The 17,078-nt window shown below is 33.6% G+C and carries 14 protein-coding genes; 2 read left to right on the forward strand and 12 right to left on the reverse strand.

Annotation, left to right across the window (positions count from 1 at the left end):
• Positions 1-12 precede the first annotated feature (12 nt).
• The 8 genes from BN4220_RS01050 to BN4220_RS01085 all read right to left on the reverse strand — a co-directional run bounded on the left by BN4220_RS01050 (position 13) and on the right by BN4220_RS01085 (position 9,435).
• The gene (locus BN4220_RS01050) at positions 13-1,971 is read right to left on the reverse strand and encodes an urease accessory protein UreH domain-containing protein (RefSeq protein ID WP_242867720.1); all 1,959 of its coding nucleotides are present in this window, start codon (positions 1,969-1,971) and stop codon (positions 13-15) included.
• A gap of 206 nt (positions 1,972-2,177) precedes the next feature.
• Entirely contained in the window at positions 2,178-3,182 is a 1,005-nt protein-coding gene (locus BN4220_RS01055; RefSeq protein WP_066712324.1) for a LacI family DNA-binding transcriptional regulator, read from the reverse strand.
• A 14-nt stretch (positions 3,183-3,196) separates the two neighbouring features.
• Entirely contained in the window at positions 3,197-3,928 is a 732-nt protein-coding gene (locus tag BN4220_RS01060; RefSeq protein WP_066712327.1) for a glycerophosphodiester phosphodiesterase, read from the reverse strand.
• Positions 3,929-3,957: 29 nt separating this feature from the next.
• On the reverse strand, positions 3,958-5,481 hold the full coding sequence (locus BN4220_RS01065; protein WP_066712329.1) for a bifunctional metallophosphatase/5'-nucleotidase: 1,524 nt from the start codon (positions 5,479-5,481) through the stop codon (positions 3,958-3,960).
• A 271-nt stretch (positions 5,482-5,752) separates the two neighbouring features.
• Entirely contained in the window at positions 5,753-6,562 is an 810-nt protein-coding gene (gene phnE, locus BN4220_RS01070) for a phosphonate ABC transporter, permease protein PhnE (protein ID WP_066712332.1), read from the reverse strand.
• Between the two features lie 14 nt (positions 6,563-6,576).
• Positions 6,577-7,398, reverse strand: a complete 822-nt coding sequence (gene phnE, locus BN4220_RS01075) for a phosphonate ABC transporter, permease protein PhnE (protein ID WP_066712335.1) — start codon at positions 7,396-7,398, stop codon at positions 6,577-6,579.
• Positions 7,395-8,159, reverse strand: a complete 765-nt coding sequence (gene phnC, locus BN4220_RS01080; RefSeq protein WP_066712342.1) for a phosphonate ABC transporter ATP-binding protein — start codon at positions 8,157-8,159, stop codon at positions 7,395-7,397. Before phnC ends, phnE (BN4220_RS01075) begins: the two co-directional genes overlap by 4 nt.
• A gap of 226 nt (positions 8,160-8,385) precedes the next feature.
• A complete protein-coding gene (locus BN4220_RS01085; RefSeq protein WP_066712345.1) occupies positions 8,386-9,435 on the reverse strand; it encodes a phosphate/phosphite/phosphonate ABC transporter substrate-binding protein in 1,050 nt (349 codons plus the stop codon).
• Positions 9,436-9,913: 478 nt separating this feature from the next.
• Between BN4220_RS01085 and BN4220_RS01090 the strand changes: the two genes are divergently transcribed.
• Positions 9,914-10,918: a serine hydrolase domain-containing protein gene (locus tag BN4220_RS01090; RefSeq protein ID WP_066712349.1), complete on the forward strand. Its 1,005-nt coding sequence runs from the start codon at positions 9,914-9,916 to the stop codon at positions 10,916-10,918.
• A 133-nt stretch (positions 10,919-11,051) separates the two neighbouring features.
• Here the strand turns inward: BN4220_RS01090 and BN4220_RS01095 are convergent, their stop codons facing one another.
• From BN4220_RS01095 to BN4220_RS01110, 4 genes are all read right to left on the reverse strand, one after another.
• Positions 11,052-11,507: an 8-oxo-dGTP diphosphatase gene (locus tag BN4220_RS01095; RefSeq protein WP_066712358.1), complete on the reverse strand. Its 456-nt coding sequence runs from the start codon at positions 11,505-11,507 to the stop codon at positions 11,052-11,054.
• A 28-nt stretch (positions 11,508-11,535) separates the two neighbouring features.
• Positions 11,536-12,822 carry an MFS transporter gene (locus tag BN4220_RS01100; RefSeq protein ID WP_066712373.1) on the reverse strand — a complete coding sequence of 429 codons (1,287 nt, stop codon included), beginning with the start codon at positions 12,820-12,822 and terminating at the stop codon, positions 11,536-11,538.
• A 252-nt stretch (positions 12,823-13,074) separates the two neighbouring features.
• Positions 13,075-13,326 (reverse strand): hypothetical protein, encoded by a 252-nt coding sequence (locus tag BN4220_RS01105; RefSeq protein ID WP_066712376.1) that lies wholly within the window; start codon positions 13,324-13,326, stop codon positions 13,075-13,077.
• A 20-nt stretch (positions 13,327-13,346) separates the two neighbouring features.
• A complete protein-coding gene (locus BN4220_RS01110) occupies positions 13,347-13,586 on the reverse strand; it encodes an alpha/beta fold hydrolase (protein ID WP_066712379.1) in 240 nt (79 codons plus the stop codon).
• Between the two features lie 521 nt (positions 13,587-14,107).
• On the opposite strand from BN4220_RS01110, the gene BN4220_RS01115 reads away from it, so the two are divergent.
• Positions 14,108-16,909, forward strand: coding sequence for a cation-translocating P-type ATPase (locus BN4220_RS01115; protein ID WP_066712803.1), 2,802 nt, complete (start codon positions 14,108-14,110; stop codon positions 16,907-16,909).
• Positions 16,910-17,078 lie beyond the last annotated feature (169 nt).

Consider the following 17,078-nt stretch of genomic DNA (forward strand, 5'->3'; position numbering starts at 1 on the left):
AGCTACATCCCTTTAATCCACACTGAAATTTAGTACACTACTATAATCCCAGGTAAGTGTTTCATAATTCTTAACTTCCTCTTTTATTGCATCTATATCAATATTGTTAATATCGGGCACTACCTTAACATACCCATAAAAACTATAGTCTTTTGTGGAAAACGCAAAGTCCTCCGATGGAATTAAATAGATGAAGTTTTCACCGTCTACCATTGTTAATGTTGTATTGTATAACGGAAATAAAATAGTAGAGTTCTTATCGGTTAACGTTTTAGCATCAATAACAAATTCTGTCTGAATACCTGCTTGAAGAACTACAATTGCAGGTGTAAATCTAGATTCATTCATATCAATTTGTACCACTTGATAATCATCTATGATTTCTCCAACCGCTACTTCATCACTTGGTATTTCATAGCCCGCAGGCACTGGCTCTTTTGTCGGTACTACATTTTCTATGTCACTTCCCGAGGTTGCATTTCCTGCTGTACCTCCACCAGTTGCATCTCCATTTGACGCTGTCACCTCTCCATTTTCATCTACTACTGTTATGGTACTTCGAATCATTCCCATCCAACAGCTATACACAAAAGTTCCCGTACTTGTTGGTGTAAACTCAATAACATTCTCACCAAGTTCAAAACGTTTCTCAATGTTATATTCAGGTATGTAGATTCGATTATTACAGCCGTTGATTGTTCCTTGCTCGGCAGTAATCGTCCATTTTACAGGGATTCCTACCTTTACAGTGATTGGCTCATAACGGCCTGAGGATAAGGAAGTAGAAACTAACTGAACTCCATCCCCCATTTGAGCCTGCGTACTATTTCCACTGTTGGGTACCCCTAAGGCAAAACCAGATAAACTTAAACCATTGTTAAGCATGGAGGCACCAAGAATTACGACTAATACTGCTCCAGCTGTCATTACTTTCGATGTGAACTTCTTACTTAAAATAGAACTTAACGCCCCAAGAGTAAACATAAGGGGAACCGTTCCTAAGCTAAACAAAAACATAGCAATCGCACCTTTAATAGGATCACCAGTAGAAAGCGCATACAACTGCATTGCCTGCAATGGGCCACAAGGCATAAGCCCATTTAACAGCCCAACATATAAAGGGCTATTACTGTTTTTCTCCGCTTGTATTTTCTTAGCAAAAATCTTTGGCATTCGAGGATTTAACTTTCTTAACCACGGAAATACATTTAGCATGTTCAATCCCATAATGACCATAAATATACCTGCTAATATTTGCACAATGCCTTTTGCACTTCCAGAAAATGATACAACGGAACCTAACGCTCCAACCAGTGCACCAACCAAAGTATAGGATAGGACACGACCTAAGTTATATAAAATACTTGGTCTAAGTGAGGCAAAACGACTGCCTTCCCCCTCACTTTCTATAGCCTTAGGAATACATTGAGACAGGTTAATTCCACCACACATTGCCACACAATGGACCGATGTAAGTAGTCCTATGACAAATAACATTCCATAACTCATTCCTTCTTGTGCTTGAGGAAAAATATTAAATATATTTGTTATGCCAAAGTGCCGCATTAAAGTATAAATAGCAAATATAATAACAACTGCTCCTAGCGCTTTTGATCCATCTGACTTATGTTTTGTCTCCCCACTTGCCATTTCACTTGTATTTTTATGTGTCTTATCGCTTCCCGTTTGTTTTATCTCTTGTTCTTCTCTTAGCACTTGATAATCTAACTCTTCAATTATTTTTATGATTTCATCTTGTGTGATTTTATCTGTATCATATGTAATTTTTGCAGTGCCATTGTTATAACTAACCTTGGCTTTTTCAACTCCAATAGTTTCACTAAGTTTACTTTCAATTCTGTTTTCACAACTAACACATGACATGCCACCAATTCGTAGCTTTTTTGTTTCCATGTTGCTTTCCAAACGCATTCCTTCTTCCATGTTATTTACATAATTAAATTCTTTCAATTGTTAGATCTTTTAAATGCTTGTTTATATAAAACCTTAAGTGATTATATCAGAAGCTTTTGTAGATAATATGGAGAGAACAAAGAATGTGCTACGAAGATTCGGGGGTAAAAACACTGTCTACTTTATGGAAATGGCAATTCGGAAAAAGCAAAAAAAGAGTTACCACATGCTTAGTCGTGATAACTCTTTTTTATTTTTCTATTTTAATTTGTTTTCATTCCAACACTACTTCTGCAAATAAGTGATGCTTGAACCTCAATTTTTTTTGTAAAACTACGTTTCGTAAGCATTTTATCCTCTAAGGCCAAAATTGCTTCTTTTCCCATTTCATATGTATGAATATCTATGGTTGTAAGTGGAGGATATGCAATTTTTGCTGGACTATCTCCGTTAATTGATATAATAGAGGTCGTTGCTGGAATTCCAACCCCTCGCTCATTTAGTACTTGGGTCATACCTATGGCAATTGGATCATTGGATACAAAGATGGCAGGTGGAATATCTCTTCCACTATCAAACCAAGACTTCATCATTTGGTAACCACTTTCAGAGCCATGTTCTCCCTCAACAATGCCCAAACAAGTTACATCCTTATGTTCCTCTAAAAATCTCTTAAAATAATACAATTTACTAAAGTTCTCAGTTGTATCCTCTTCATCATAGCCACCAAAATAAGCTACTTTTCTATGTCCCATATCATAGAGATATTGCATTGCCATGGTTACGCAATCTGCAATACTATAGGTAATCCAATCCATTTTTTGCGGATAAAAATTCATTTTTGCCAAACATACAAGATTATCCGTTTTAATATGTTCACAAATAAAGTCTACTTGCTGCTTTGAGAAATTTCCTAACAAAAGTGCACCATCCACTGGTTTCGTAAATGACTCTAAAAAACCAATTGGCATAAATATAAACTGTATATTATTTTTATAGCAGATTTCTTCAATTCCAGTTCGCACTGTGAAATAATATGCATTATTAATTTGATTTATAAAGTGGGTATCTTTATGAATAATTACAAACATCGGTCTCTCAGTTAATAATTTTTCTTTTTTAACTTTATAATCTAACTTTTCAGCTATTTCAAATATCTTCTTTCTTGTTTCTTCTCCAATATCAAGGGTTGGATCTTCACGTAACGCTCTTGATACAGTAGATTTTGACACCCCAGCCATTGTTGCAATATCTAGTAAGGTTGCCATCTACACACCCACTTTCACTTTTTATTTAACAAAAAATCCTTCCACATATAAGGATCATCAACTTCTATCATATGAACTCCAAGACTTAGCGCTAATTCCATGCACTGCTTTGTTTTTAATGTAGACCCGTCCACAAAATAACCAGACTGTTTTAGAGCTTTTACTGTTTCAGGTGTTAAATTATGAACGTAAGAAATATAGATTGTCGCATCCATCTCTTTCATCAATGCTACTGGATTATGTGGTACAAAAGGGACAATGATTCCAATCGTTAATTGCTTTTCTAATTCTTTTAACGCTTTTAATACTTTATAATCCGCACCAAAGACAAAAACATTATTTAGCATGTTATATTTCTTAATGCAGTTAATCAGATTTGGTAGCATCTTCATACTTTTTTCATGCATCTTAATTGGAATCTCTTTTAGCTCGAGTCCAAAGTAAATATCATTACTCTTTCCCCAAGCTAAAACTTCATCTAGTGTATTTATTTCGGTGCACTTTCTTAGCTCATCCAAAGTATAATCAATCGTTGCCCCACATAACTGCAACTTATCTTCTAAAGAGGTATCATGGTAAACAACAATTTGATTATCTTTTGTATATTGAATATCAATTTCTAGATAATCTGCTCCTCGCGCAATTCCTTCTTCCATGGCTTTTAGAGTATTTTCTTGATACTCTCTTAAACAACCACGATGCCCACCTATTAAAATCCTATTAGAGTTTTCTAATAACAGCTTCATAGCAACCACTTTCTGGATTTATCTATTCCTTACCATTTTACATGGAACTCTCCATTTTTTTGTAAATTCACCTTAGGATATTTTTCAAAGTATTGTAGAATCAACTCAGGCATTTCAACTTGTATTTCTTTCACTACTTTTAATCCTTGATACATTTCATATCCACCAGCTCCACTAGAACGATAATTATTCATACATAATGTATAATGTTCGTCCATTTTTACTGGATTTCCTTGATACGTAATTGATTCTACCCTTTCACCCTTTGGTCTTTTTACATTTATATTGTAACAGATTCCAGAGAAAAAGTCATAATTATAATGCTCTACTTTTGGTTTTAAAAATGCATCTGAAATGCAAAGTTCATCCTTAGAATTAATTTCAAAATATTCAGCGACTCTCTCAAGTGCCTGTTTTAACACTGCACCACTTACCTCAAGTACGATTAAAATGTTCGGGAAGCGATAGGTTGCGATTACATCCCTAACAGTAACTTCGCTCTTAAAGCCTGCAACCTCATTTGCAAGACTTGTACAAGAAATTTGTGCACCTGAACTCTCAAGCTGTACCTGATTAAAGAAGTCTGCAATTTCCGTTCCATGAACAGCCATATGAAGTGGTGTTTCTGGTAACAAGGAATGTGGAAGAAATCCAACTGGTTCGTCAAGCCATTTTTGTACACGCTCTTCGATTGGAAGTAACCTTTTGTATAGATTTTCATCACATGCATTTCCCGCTTCTTTTAAATCAGAACATATCTTAAGACCTTCACTGGTTTCTTGTATATTAATTTCTAAATACTTTACTGCATTCGCCGGAGGCTGAACGATATAGGTATTATCTTGCCACTGGCCTTTTACACCCATATGCTGATGTCCAGTTAAAAGAAGATCAAACTCAAGTTCACGACAAATTCGATTTCCTATATTCTCAGTTGTACTTGATAACTTTTTCCCTGTTTCTAAATCTTCCTCAAAGCCTCCATGATAGATACAAATACATATATCTGCTTCCTTTTTCATCTTTTCATAAGCTTCTTTAATCTTAGGAAATGGGTCTGTAACTTTTATATCTTTTATATTTTCAGGGCGTTCCCACAAGTTCACATAGTCTGTAACAATACCAACTAATCCAACTCTTAAACCATTTCCCATCACTTTAATTAAGGAAGTTGCAATTGGTAGCTCCCCTAATTCATCCTTTACATTCTCACTTAAACAAACCGCATCTAATTTTTCTAAATATCCTTTTAGATATTCATATCCATAATTAAAATCATGATTCCCAAGGGTAATAAAGTCATATCCTGCTGCATTCATCACTTCCGCCATTGGATAGGCTTCCCGTTCATATTTCTGACAGTAGTATGCTAAGGGAGAACCTTGTAAGGAATCTCCACCATCTATAATTAATGTATTCTCATCTTTTTCAAAATTATTAATACAATGTAAGAGCCCCATGTCCTTTTGCTCTTTCGTATCATAGGAAGTAGGAAATAAATAACCATGAACATCCGAGGTAAAATAAATCTTTAAACTTCTATTACTTTCCATTCTAGCCCGCGTTCCTTTCATATAAAGTTCTTTATATTTGTTTCATATAAAGACTACATTTTATTTTCGTTCTTTTGTATAAAAAGTATTCTATATCTTAATAAACTCTCCTATTTAAAAGAAGAATCTAAAATAAATTCCTTTTGAATTTAATTTTAGATTCTTCCATGAATTAGAATTCTCGACATTAACTCAGAGTTAGTATGTCCTTCGCTAACTCAGAGTTAATATGTCCTTCGCTAACTCTTAATTAGTGTTCTTTTACTAACTCTTAACCTCTAGCAAGTTTGACACGAATCTTCGTAGAGATAAACTCTACAATAAGAATTAACACAATAAGTCCTGTTAAAATCGCTCCAACTTCGTTCCAACGATAAGAACTCATGGCAAACATTAACGGAGCACCAATACCACCTGCACCAACTAAACCTAATACAGTAGCATCACGAAGGTTCATATCAAAACGATAAATAATTGTTGATATAAAATCGGAAAACAATTGTGGAAGAATTCCATAACGTATCTTTTGGAACGTATTACATCCACTTGCATCCAAAGATTCTAAAATACGAGTATCCAAATCTTCAATTGCTTCAATGTACATCTTAGAAACCATACCTACAGAACAAAGAGACATTGTAAGCAAACCAGTGAAAGGACCACCACCTGTTACACGAATAAACATTAAAGCATAAACAAAAGATGGTATTGTACGAATTGCTATGATAATTCCACGTCCAATGATTGCAATCCACTTTGGCATAATATTTGAAGCTGAGATAAACGCTAATGGTATTGCTATAATAGCACCTACTATAGTACCAAGAAATGCGATACACATAGTTTCTAATAAAAGATAAGCAACACCTGTATTTGTAAAGTTAAAAAGAAGGTCCAAATCAGGATGAAAAATACCTGATATAATATTCTTTGCAATGGAGAACCCGCTTCCTTGCATGTTTTCTAATTTAACCGTAGAACCTGACCAAACTAGTAAAGCTACTACAATGAGTGCAATTACAACTTTATAAATCCACTTTTTTGGTTCTTTTTCCATTTGTCTTAGAACTGCATCATTCATTTACTGTTTCCTCCTTACGTCAGTTTCTTACGCAAATAATGACTGACTACTTCAATAATAACAACGGTAACTAAAAGCATAACTAAGATCATACCGACGTTGTCATATTGTCTCCAGCCAATTTTTTCATTTAAGATAAGTCCAAGTCCACCAGCACCAACGTAACCTAGGATTGCTGCATAACGAACATTTCCTTCAAAACAGAATAAGCTAGTAGATAAATATGCTGGAAGTACTTGTGGAATAATTGCAGTTGTAAATGCAGTTAATTTATTCGCACCCATTGCCTCCATGGCTTCATAAGCGCCCATATCTACTGTTTCAATCTGTTCAAATAATTGTTTTCCAATGTATGCAAACGTAAAGATTGCAATTGCGATCATACCTGCAAATGTTCCAAGTCCAAAAATATAAGTTGCTATTAATGCAGATACTAAAGTAGGTACTGTACGAATAATACTTAAAAATAAACGTACCACCCATAAAACAAAACGGTTCTTAACAATATTACTAGATGCAACAATTGCAAATGGAATTGCAAGTACTGCACCAATTACAGAACCTAATAATGACATTTTTATTGTATCAAACAGTGGTTTCCAAACACTTGACATATAGGAAGTCTTAGGTGGAAACATCTTACCAAGAATAACAAAAAACTCATTCCCGCGCTCTAGAAGAAGGGCTAAGTCAAATCCAGTAATCTTTACAGAAATTACAGTTGCAATAATTATAAGAATAAGAATAAGTGGTGTTCTACTTCGGTATTCTAACACTTTTTTACCATTTGATAAGGTCATTTCCTTTGGTTTTAAAATCCTATCATATAATTTCATGCAGTCTCCTCCAAATCGATTGGAAGCTCGTTTCCATAAATCGAAGTTAATACCTCCTGATTTACTCCAGATGCCGGTCCATCATATACGATTTTACCGGAACGAATTCCAATTACTCTGGTTGCATATTCAAGTGCAAGTTCAACGTGATGAATATTAATCAAAACTGAAATATTCATATCTTTATTAATTGTTTTAAAATCACTCATTACCTGTCTTGCTGTTACAGGGTCTAGCGAAGCTACTGGTTCATCTGCTAATATAATTTGAGGATTCTGTGCTAAGGTACGTGCCAAGGCTACACGTTGTTGCTGACCACCAGATAATTGGTCAACTCTAACATATGCTTTATCAAGAATTCCTACCTTATCAAGTGCCTCTAAGGCTTCTACTTTTTGTTCCTTTGTAAATAGACCAAATAATACTCTAAAGAAAGACATCTCAGGAACATTAGCTGTTAAAACATTTTTTATAACAGTAGTTCTAGTTACTAGATTAAAGGATTGGAATATCATACCAATACCTCTTCTAAACTTACGTAAGCTCTTGCCTTTTAAGGTCTTAACATTTACTTCATTTACCATCAAGTCTCCAGAAGTAATTTCGTGCATACGATTAATAGAACGAATCAATGTTGATTTTCCCGCTCCAGATAAACCAATAATCGCTACAAACTCACCTTGATCTATTTTAAGTGACACATCATCTAACCCTTTTACTCCATTGGGATAAACCTTATTTACATGTCTAAACTCTATCATTTAAATACCTCCAAAATGATGGGTTTTTCGTAGAATTGATTTGCTTCATATGGTGTGATTCTATTTTAACCTCTATCAACACAAATATATAAAACCACACATATAAAATTTTATTTTACGAAATCCTCATAACTCTACACAAATTCAGGGATAAGGCAGTAACAGTCTCATCCCTGAATTTCATTTAAGCTAGTTATTGATTCTATTTTTGTCTATTATAATTCGATTACTGATTTAATTCTTGAATTAACTTTTGTGCAGCACGTTCATTATCATAATCAGAATCTTTTGCTGGTTGATAACCCATATGACTGTAAATAGAAATTACTTTTTTACCTTCTTCTGTATTACCAATGTTGATAAATGCATTTTGAATTGCTTTCTTTAATCCATCATCCATTTTCTTAGAATTCTTACTTACAGATACTGTATCATTAAAGATAGGGGCTGTAACGCCAATTACATTGGTTTCTTCCCAGATGGAAGCACTACGTCCATATTCACTGTTCCACTTATCTTCATAGTCACGTCTTGCATCCGCATATGTTAATAATACATCCACTTGTCCAGCTGCTAAACGAGCTAATGCACTACCATAAGAATCAGATTGTACCGCATGTGATAAATCTGTAATTCCTTTTCCATATCTGTCTTGTAGCCATAAAGATGGATAGATATATCCAGCTGGTGAAGAGGATGACATTACACTCCAATTTGCTGAATCTAAGTCTTCCCAAGTTAATTCTTCGCCTGCATTTACCTTTGCAGCTAATTCTTGTCCTTTTTCAGAAGGACCAGCGATCATTAATGCACGGTAAGATACCGCTTGATTTTCAGAAGCTTCTGTAGGTTTTCCATCGTTCCAATCTTTTGCTTCATCAAAATCTTTATTTAAACCATCACGAGTTGCTGTTAATAATACTTCAGCACCATCATCATATAATACGTAAGTTCCACCTGGAATTAATCCAATATCAGCAGTACCTGCAGATAGAGCTTCACCAACTGCTTCATAGCTTGTACCTACGGTAATCTTTACATCCTTAACGTCATAACCTTCTTTTGCAAGTTCGGTCTTTAACATTTCCTTTAATGGTTCTGTTGCTGTAACAATTTCTTCTGGTTCTCTGGATGGAACAAAGTATACGCTTAACTCATCAATACTCTTGTTTCCAGATTCATTTGTAGTACTATCATTCTTTTTTGCACTACATCCTGTAAATAATGTTGCAACCATCGTTAGAGCCAGTATTGAACCCATGATTTTCCTTTTCATAATCGTTATCCTCCTAATGATTAACACGTAAAATCTCTACATTATTAATAATATAATAATTTAGTAAATTTTCAAGTACTTTTTATGTAAAATATAAGTAATAAAATCTTCCAAAGTAAAATTTTATATTGTTTTTCAAGACTATTTGCAATATTTTTATTAATTATTAAACTTTTCAGTGTTTTTGCGTCAAATAAGTTTAGTAAACTTTTTCAATATATTTCATAAAATAGTACGACTATATTCAAATATGTAGAAATTTCTATGAAATACATAACATACAAAGGATATTAATTTAATATGAATTAAAAATATTCAATGCATCTTTCAAATTCCATTACAAATTAGAAAAACTTGTATCTTTTCTCATTAATTTGACAATTATATTAACTATCATTATACTTACTGTAAATAATTAGAATTTTGAATTATTGTTTAAAAAGTGTATCAGGTTTTATAAGCAGAATAGGAGAACATAATGATAAACATAAAAGAAGCAATTCCCTCAGACTTTAGAGGATGCATTTCAATTAGAAAAGAAGGGGAGATTGTATTCTCTACTAGCCAAGGATATCGTGATTTACCCAATGAAATTCCAAACACAATTGATACTAAATTTCCAACAGCTTCCGCCGGAAAAGTCTTTGTTGCAGTAGCTATTCTACAATTGATTGAACAAGGAAAGCTTTCCTTTGATAGTAAAATTGGAGATATACTTTCATTTGATTTACATAGCATTGATAAAGATATTAATATTTCACAACTACTAAACCATACTTCAGGTATCCCTGACTATTTTGATGAGTTGGTCATGGACGATTATGATGAGCTTTGGACAGACTACCCTAATTATAAAATTCGTAAAAGCGTTGATTTATTGCCTCTATTTATTAATAAACCAATGATGTACGAAAAAGGTGAGCGTTTTCAGTATAACAATACAGGTTATGTTATTCTTGGTCTTATCATTGAGCAAATAACGAACAAGCCTTTTGATCAGTATCTTAATGAAGTAATTTTCACACCTTGCCAAATGAAAAATACCGGATACTATGAACTTGATCGCTTACCTTCTAAGTGTGCCAATGCATATATCTGGGATGATGAACGAAAAGAATATTATACAAACATTTATAGCGTTGATGTAAAAGGAACTGGTGCAGGGGGTGCATTTACTACAGTAAGTGACGTTGAGCGTTTTTGGGATGCATTAATTAGTCACAAGCTACTATCTGCGGAAATGACAAATATGATGTTAAGTGTACAGGCAACATCTACTCATAATGAAATCTATGGATACGGAGTATGGTTTAGAAAATATGCTCCCGATTATCTACTTCCATACTTTACAGGTTGTGACCCAGGAGTAAGCTTTATCTCTGTTTTTTGTAAAGAGAAAAATATTACTATTACCATTGTAAGTAATTATTGTGACGATGTCTGGGATATTAGAAATAGAATTTTAGAATGTGTGTTAGATTAAATAAAATCTTAGAATGCGTATTAGATTAATTTACTGAATGAGATATTTGTTTTATAAATTTATATAGGGACTGCCACTTCTATTTTGCGACAGTCCCCATTTTTAAACCTAATATTCTCATCCAACAAATTCTTTAGAAAATTTCTGTTTGCCACTCTCCTGAATCTTTATAATAATATAATTCGCTAAGACTGTCAAACTCAAAGATTTTCAACATTTTATCAAAATCATCTGCTAAAACATAATTATTCAATTCATTACGCTTAATCCAAAATACTTTACCCTCGTCAGATGATATTATATCTCCTGAAAAATACTTTGTTTTATAAAAAAGAACAACATATCTTTCATCTTCCTTCGTCTGAAATTGTTTAATTCCACATAGAATTGGATGTTCAATATCTAAACCTGTTTCTTCCTTTACCTCACGTATTACAGATTCTGAAAATGATTCCGTATACTCTACATGCCCTCCTGGAAAGGTAATACCAGGCCAATCCGGGTTTAATCGATCTTGAACTAAAATTCTTCCTTCCTCATCATATATCATACACATATTTGTAAAAATAGCCTTTTCCATTCTACCCATCTTTCGTACCTCAGTTCTCTTAATCTCTCTACCCCTGCAGTCTTTTAATCTCTTTACTGTTATACCACAAAATACTTGTTATAAACCCTAACAGTCCAGTACACAGAAACATTACAGCCATTCCACTACCATCACCTGCACCAACTATATTTTGCAAGAATAACGCAAGAGCATGATTCGATTTCATAAAAGGTTCCATAATATAATCTGCTAAAAATCCACCCAGTAATATTCCAATAGGTATCGTACAATACTGAACTGTATTTCTAACTGCAAATATTCGCCCTTGCATATCTTTTGGAACGGTATTGTATAAAATAACACTTTGCCCCGCACTAATAAACGGTATTGGTAAACTCGCCGCAACTGCAGCGATACTCCAAACAAAGGAACTTTGGCCTAGCCCCATTAATATATCTCCAAATAAAAATGAAAAAGCTGCAGAAAAATAGATTAACTTCCTATTGTTATTTGTAACTTTCTTAAAAGATACAATAAGTCCTCCAATAATACCTCCAATACCTAATATGGCGCTAATGAATCCAAGCACAGCTTCATCATTACCACTTCTGGCTAAAATCATTGGAGATAAAATATTTTCATAGGTCAATCGTGAAAAGAAGTTTAGGGAAGCCATGCTTATTATAATGTACCAGATTCCCTTATGACGAAAAAGAAACCCTAATCCTTCTTTACTACCATGAAATATATTATAACTTTTATCTTTTTTCTTCAAATTTGTCTCAGGTATTTTAATAGCTAACAATAAAATAAGAAATGCAAATAAAAAACTCATTAAATCAATTAGTATAACACCCTTTATTCCCACAATAGAAAGAATAAACGTTGCAAGCATTGGACTAACAACTGAAAGTAAAGAATTAGAAAATGAGTTCATTCCACTTGCTTTTGCATACTTTTCTTTAGGTACCATGATACCTACTGCAACGGTTTGCGCTGGTGACTGAAACGAATTCATATATCCTAACATTGCATTTACAATGTAGATATGCCAGATTTTAAGTTCGCCCATTCCTAACAATATGAGTACACCAAAGGAACATATCGCCGCTAAACAGTCAGAAACTAACATGATTGACTTTTTCTTGTGTGTATCAATGTAAGCACCTGCAAATACACTTACTATAATATAAGGTAAGTATGAGAAAAATGTCATCAAAGATACTGACATCGCTGAATTTGTCTGTTTATACGCCCAGATAATCAATGCAAAGCTCGTCATTGAGCTTCCTAATTGTGATACAGATTGACTAAGCCAAAATATTATGTAATTTTTAAATTTATCTTCTTTCATTGGTTCTCTCCTTATAAGTTAATTGAAAAACTTTAAGGTGCAAAACCCAATGTGGATGAATTATTCCTTTATACTCTGTACAAGTTTCATCCAATCATTCGATCTTGCACAGAGAATTGCTTTCAAATTAATCACCAAATGGCATAGCATTAAGCTCACCTCTCTTAATTATATTTTTGTCTTCGTTATTATTTTTTTGTTTTCGCTTTTATTTTTTATCTTTGCTATTCTATTTTGTCTTCGCTTTTATATTTATTTTATATTTTTATCTTCACTTTTAAATTTTAAATAATCCTTATTATCTTGATATAATTCTATTCTAACTAATATCAATAGTACCACAAATATCAATATAGAGCAGCATAATAATATTAAACTAAAAGATTGCAAACGAAATATATAGCAAATACCCGCAAGAATTAATAAAATCCCACTAATCTTGCACATTTTACATCCAGGCTCTAGCATATTTAATTTGATTCTTTTTCGTTTTCTTACATTCATACTAGCTCCTTTTCACTATATTAATTGTCTCCTAAGAAATTCATAATTATGGAGTTGATTTCTGGTGCTATTTCATGATTAATGCCATGGCCTACCTCAGGAAATAATCGATATTGCAATCCATGTCTTTCAAGTTTTTTCTTCACGTTTTCAGCATCTCCTAATGGATCTGATTCTCCGCATAAAAACATACATTTGCCTTGAATCCCTTTAATTTCATCGGCACGAAAGGAAACTAATTTATGATACGACATTGCCATATTATTAAAGCCTTTTAATAGCCACTGATAATGCTCCATAATCAGCTTGTTATTCGTAAATACTGAGCTGTTCTTACCACTTAACTTTTTAATAAGTTTTTATAATTCATCATATGTTTCAAGGATTTTTCCTTTTGATTTTTCACTTTTAAATACTTTCATAAGAACCTCCGTTTGATTCATAGTTCCTTTAATCCCTAAAGCAACTATTATCTATAAGTAAATATCTCTCCTACGGAAATTTCTTCCTGATATTAACATGATATATTACTTAACTATACATGTAAATACCAATTTCCATTTATTGTTTTTTCCGATATTAAAAAAGTGTACTCTTTATTACCTTTTTTACATGTTTATTCCTATCCGTATAAAGATTATATAAAGATTACTACTCCCCGTATTAAGGTTTCTTAAGGTCGATTGAATTTCTTAATCCTTAGACTTATAATTTGCTCCAATCAGATGGAGGAACTATAAATGTTCCAATTATGAAAGAAAGGCTGAATAAATTGAGTAGTATGAATAGTAATTTAGAAAGTAAAGAAAACATTTATAAATTACCTACAAATGAAGTATTAAATTTATTAGGTAGTAGTCCACAAGGGCTAACCAAAAGTCAAGCAGAAGAAAATCAGAAGAAGCAAGGAAAAAACTTAATCGAAGAAAAGAAAAAGAAATCCGCTCTGCTTACATTCCTAGGTAATTTCACACATCTTATGGCGATTTTACTATGGGTCGGTGGAGCAGTTGCCTTCTTTGCAGATATGCCTGAGTTAGGTGTCGCAATTTGGTTAGTAAACGTAATCAATGGTGTGTTTAGCTTTTGGCAAGAACACAAAGCCGGAAAGGCTACTGATGCATTAAGGAATATGTTACCTTCCTATGCTAGAGTCATTCGTGATGGTGAAGAACAAAAAATATTAGCAGAAGATTTAGTAATTGGTGATATCATCTTATTAGAAGAAGGTGATAAGATTTCTGCCGATGCAAGATTGATTGAAACTAGTGATTTACAAGTAAATCAATCCACATTAACTGGTGAGTCTAACCCAGTTCGTAAAATTAAAGACGCTGTATTAAATGATGATTTAACCCGTGCTGAAATTCCTAATCTTATCTTCGCTGGAACAAGCGTTTCAGAAGGTAATGGTAAAGCAGTTGTTACTGAAATCGGTATGAAAACTGAATTTGGTAAAATTGCAGGGTTAACACAAAACATGGAAAAGGAAGATAGTCCTCTTCAAAAAGAATTGGACCGTTTAACAAAACAAATCTCCATCATAGCAATTTGCTTTGGTATTTTCTTCTTTGCCGCTGCTATTATATTAGTAAAAGAAGAAGTTGCCGCTGCCTTTATTTTTGCTCTTGGTATGATTGTTGCTTTCATTCCAGAAGGTTTACTACCAACCGTAACTCTTTCACTTGCTATGGCAGTACAACGTATGTCAAAGCGTAATGCCTTAGTAAAAAAATTGTCAGCAGTTGAAACTTTAGGTAGTACAACAGTAATCTGTACCGATAAAACTGGTACCCTTACACAAAATGAAATGACCGTTAGCCATTTATGGTTAGCAGATAAAGAATTTGAAGTTACTGGCGTTGGATATGAGCCAAAAGGTGATATATTAGAAGGTAAGAAAAAAGTTACTGCAAATGATAATGAAGATATGAAACTTCTTCTTACTGGCGCAGCCCTTTGTAGCAATGCAAGACTTTTACCTCCAGACGAAGAATCTACTAGATATACTGTTTTAGGCGATCCAACAGAAGCTTGTCTTGGAGTTGTTGCTGCGAAAGCTGGTATCGACGTACAAAGACAAATGGAATTAACTCCAAGATTACGTGAATTACCTTTTGAGTCCCGTCGTAAAAGAATGACAACCATTCATCAATTAGAACGCCCAATCGAGGGTACTCAAAGAATCGCATATGTAAAAGGTGCTCCTAAAGAAATCATGAAACTTAGTGAGCATATCCGAATCAATGGCGAAGTAAAGCCAATGACAGAAGCAATGCGTGATAAAATCATGGTCGCAAATGACAACTATGCAAGGGAAGGACTTCGTGTTTTAGCAGTTGCTTATCGTTTGCTACATAAAGAGGACAACATCCCAACAGCGATGAGCGCTTATACACCTGAAATAATTGAACAAGATTTAGTATTTGTCGGTTTAATTGTAATGGCAGATCCTCCACGTCCTGAAGTTGCAGCAGCTGTTGAAGAATGCCGCAATGCGGGAATTCGTATCATTATGATTACTGGTGACTATGGTTTAACTGCAGAAAGTATTGCCAAACGAATTGGTATTGTAAAAGGACCTCATCCAAGAGTTGTATCAGGATTAGAACTAGAAGAACTCTCCGATGAAACATTAAAAGAATATTTAAAAGACGAAATTATATTTGCTCGTGTAGCTCCAGAACAAAAGCTACGTGTTGTTACTAATTTACAAGAGATGGGTGAAATCGTTGCTGTTACAGGTGATGGTGTAAACGACTCTCCTGCTCTTAAAAAAGCGGACATTGGTGTTGCTATGGGTATTGCAGGTACTGATGTTGCAAAAGAAGCCGCAGACATGATTTTGACGGATGACAATTTTGCTTCTATCGTTCATGCAATTGAAGAAGGCCGTGCAGTTTACAGTAATATTCGTAAATTCCTAGTTTATATTTTAAACTCCAACATGGCAGAAGCAGTACCATCCGCATTGTATCTATTCTCTAGAGGTGCTATCCCATTACCTCTTACTGTAATGCAGATATTAACCATTGATTTAGGAACAGATATGTTACCAGCACTTGGATTAGGAACAGAGCGACCAGAAGAAGGTGTTATGAAGCAACCACCTCGCAACCAAAAAGAACCTTTATTGAATAAAAAAGTCATCTTTAAAGCCTTCTTATGGTATGGTTTATTAGCTTCTATTACTTCAGCCATCTCCTACTTCTTTGTCAACATTCAAAATGGTTGGCCAAAGGTACCACTTGCAAGTGGCAACAGCCCAGCTTATATAAAAGCAACAACTATGACACTTGCAGCCATTGTATTTAGTCAAATTGGCGCAGTATTTAATTGTAGAACAGAAAAGCAATCTGTATTTAAAGTAGGATTATTTAGTAATAAACAAATTAACTTTGGTGTTGTATTTGAAATACTACTAATTGCAGCTTTAATTTATCTATCACCTTTACAAGCAATTTTCCATACAGGTGCAATTAAAGCCACTGATTGGTTATTACTATGCATCTGGCCACCAATTATATTAATGATTGAAGAATGCAGAAAAGCATGGATCAGAAAAAGAGAAAGTAGATTATAGTTACAATTCGATTTAAATTTAGATCGTATTACAAGGATATTTAAATCTATATAATTAAAATTTAAAAACATGTAGCTAATATAATTGTTAAGAATATTACCATGATTCAATGCCTATTATTTGATACAATTATATTAGCAAAATCTTATTCATACATGTTTATTACAGG

Source organism: Clostridium sp. Marseille-P299, from assembly GCF_900078195.1.
Taxonomy (GTDB): Bacteria; Bacillota; Clostridia; order Lachnospirales; family Lachnospiraceae; genus Lachnoclostridium.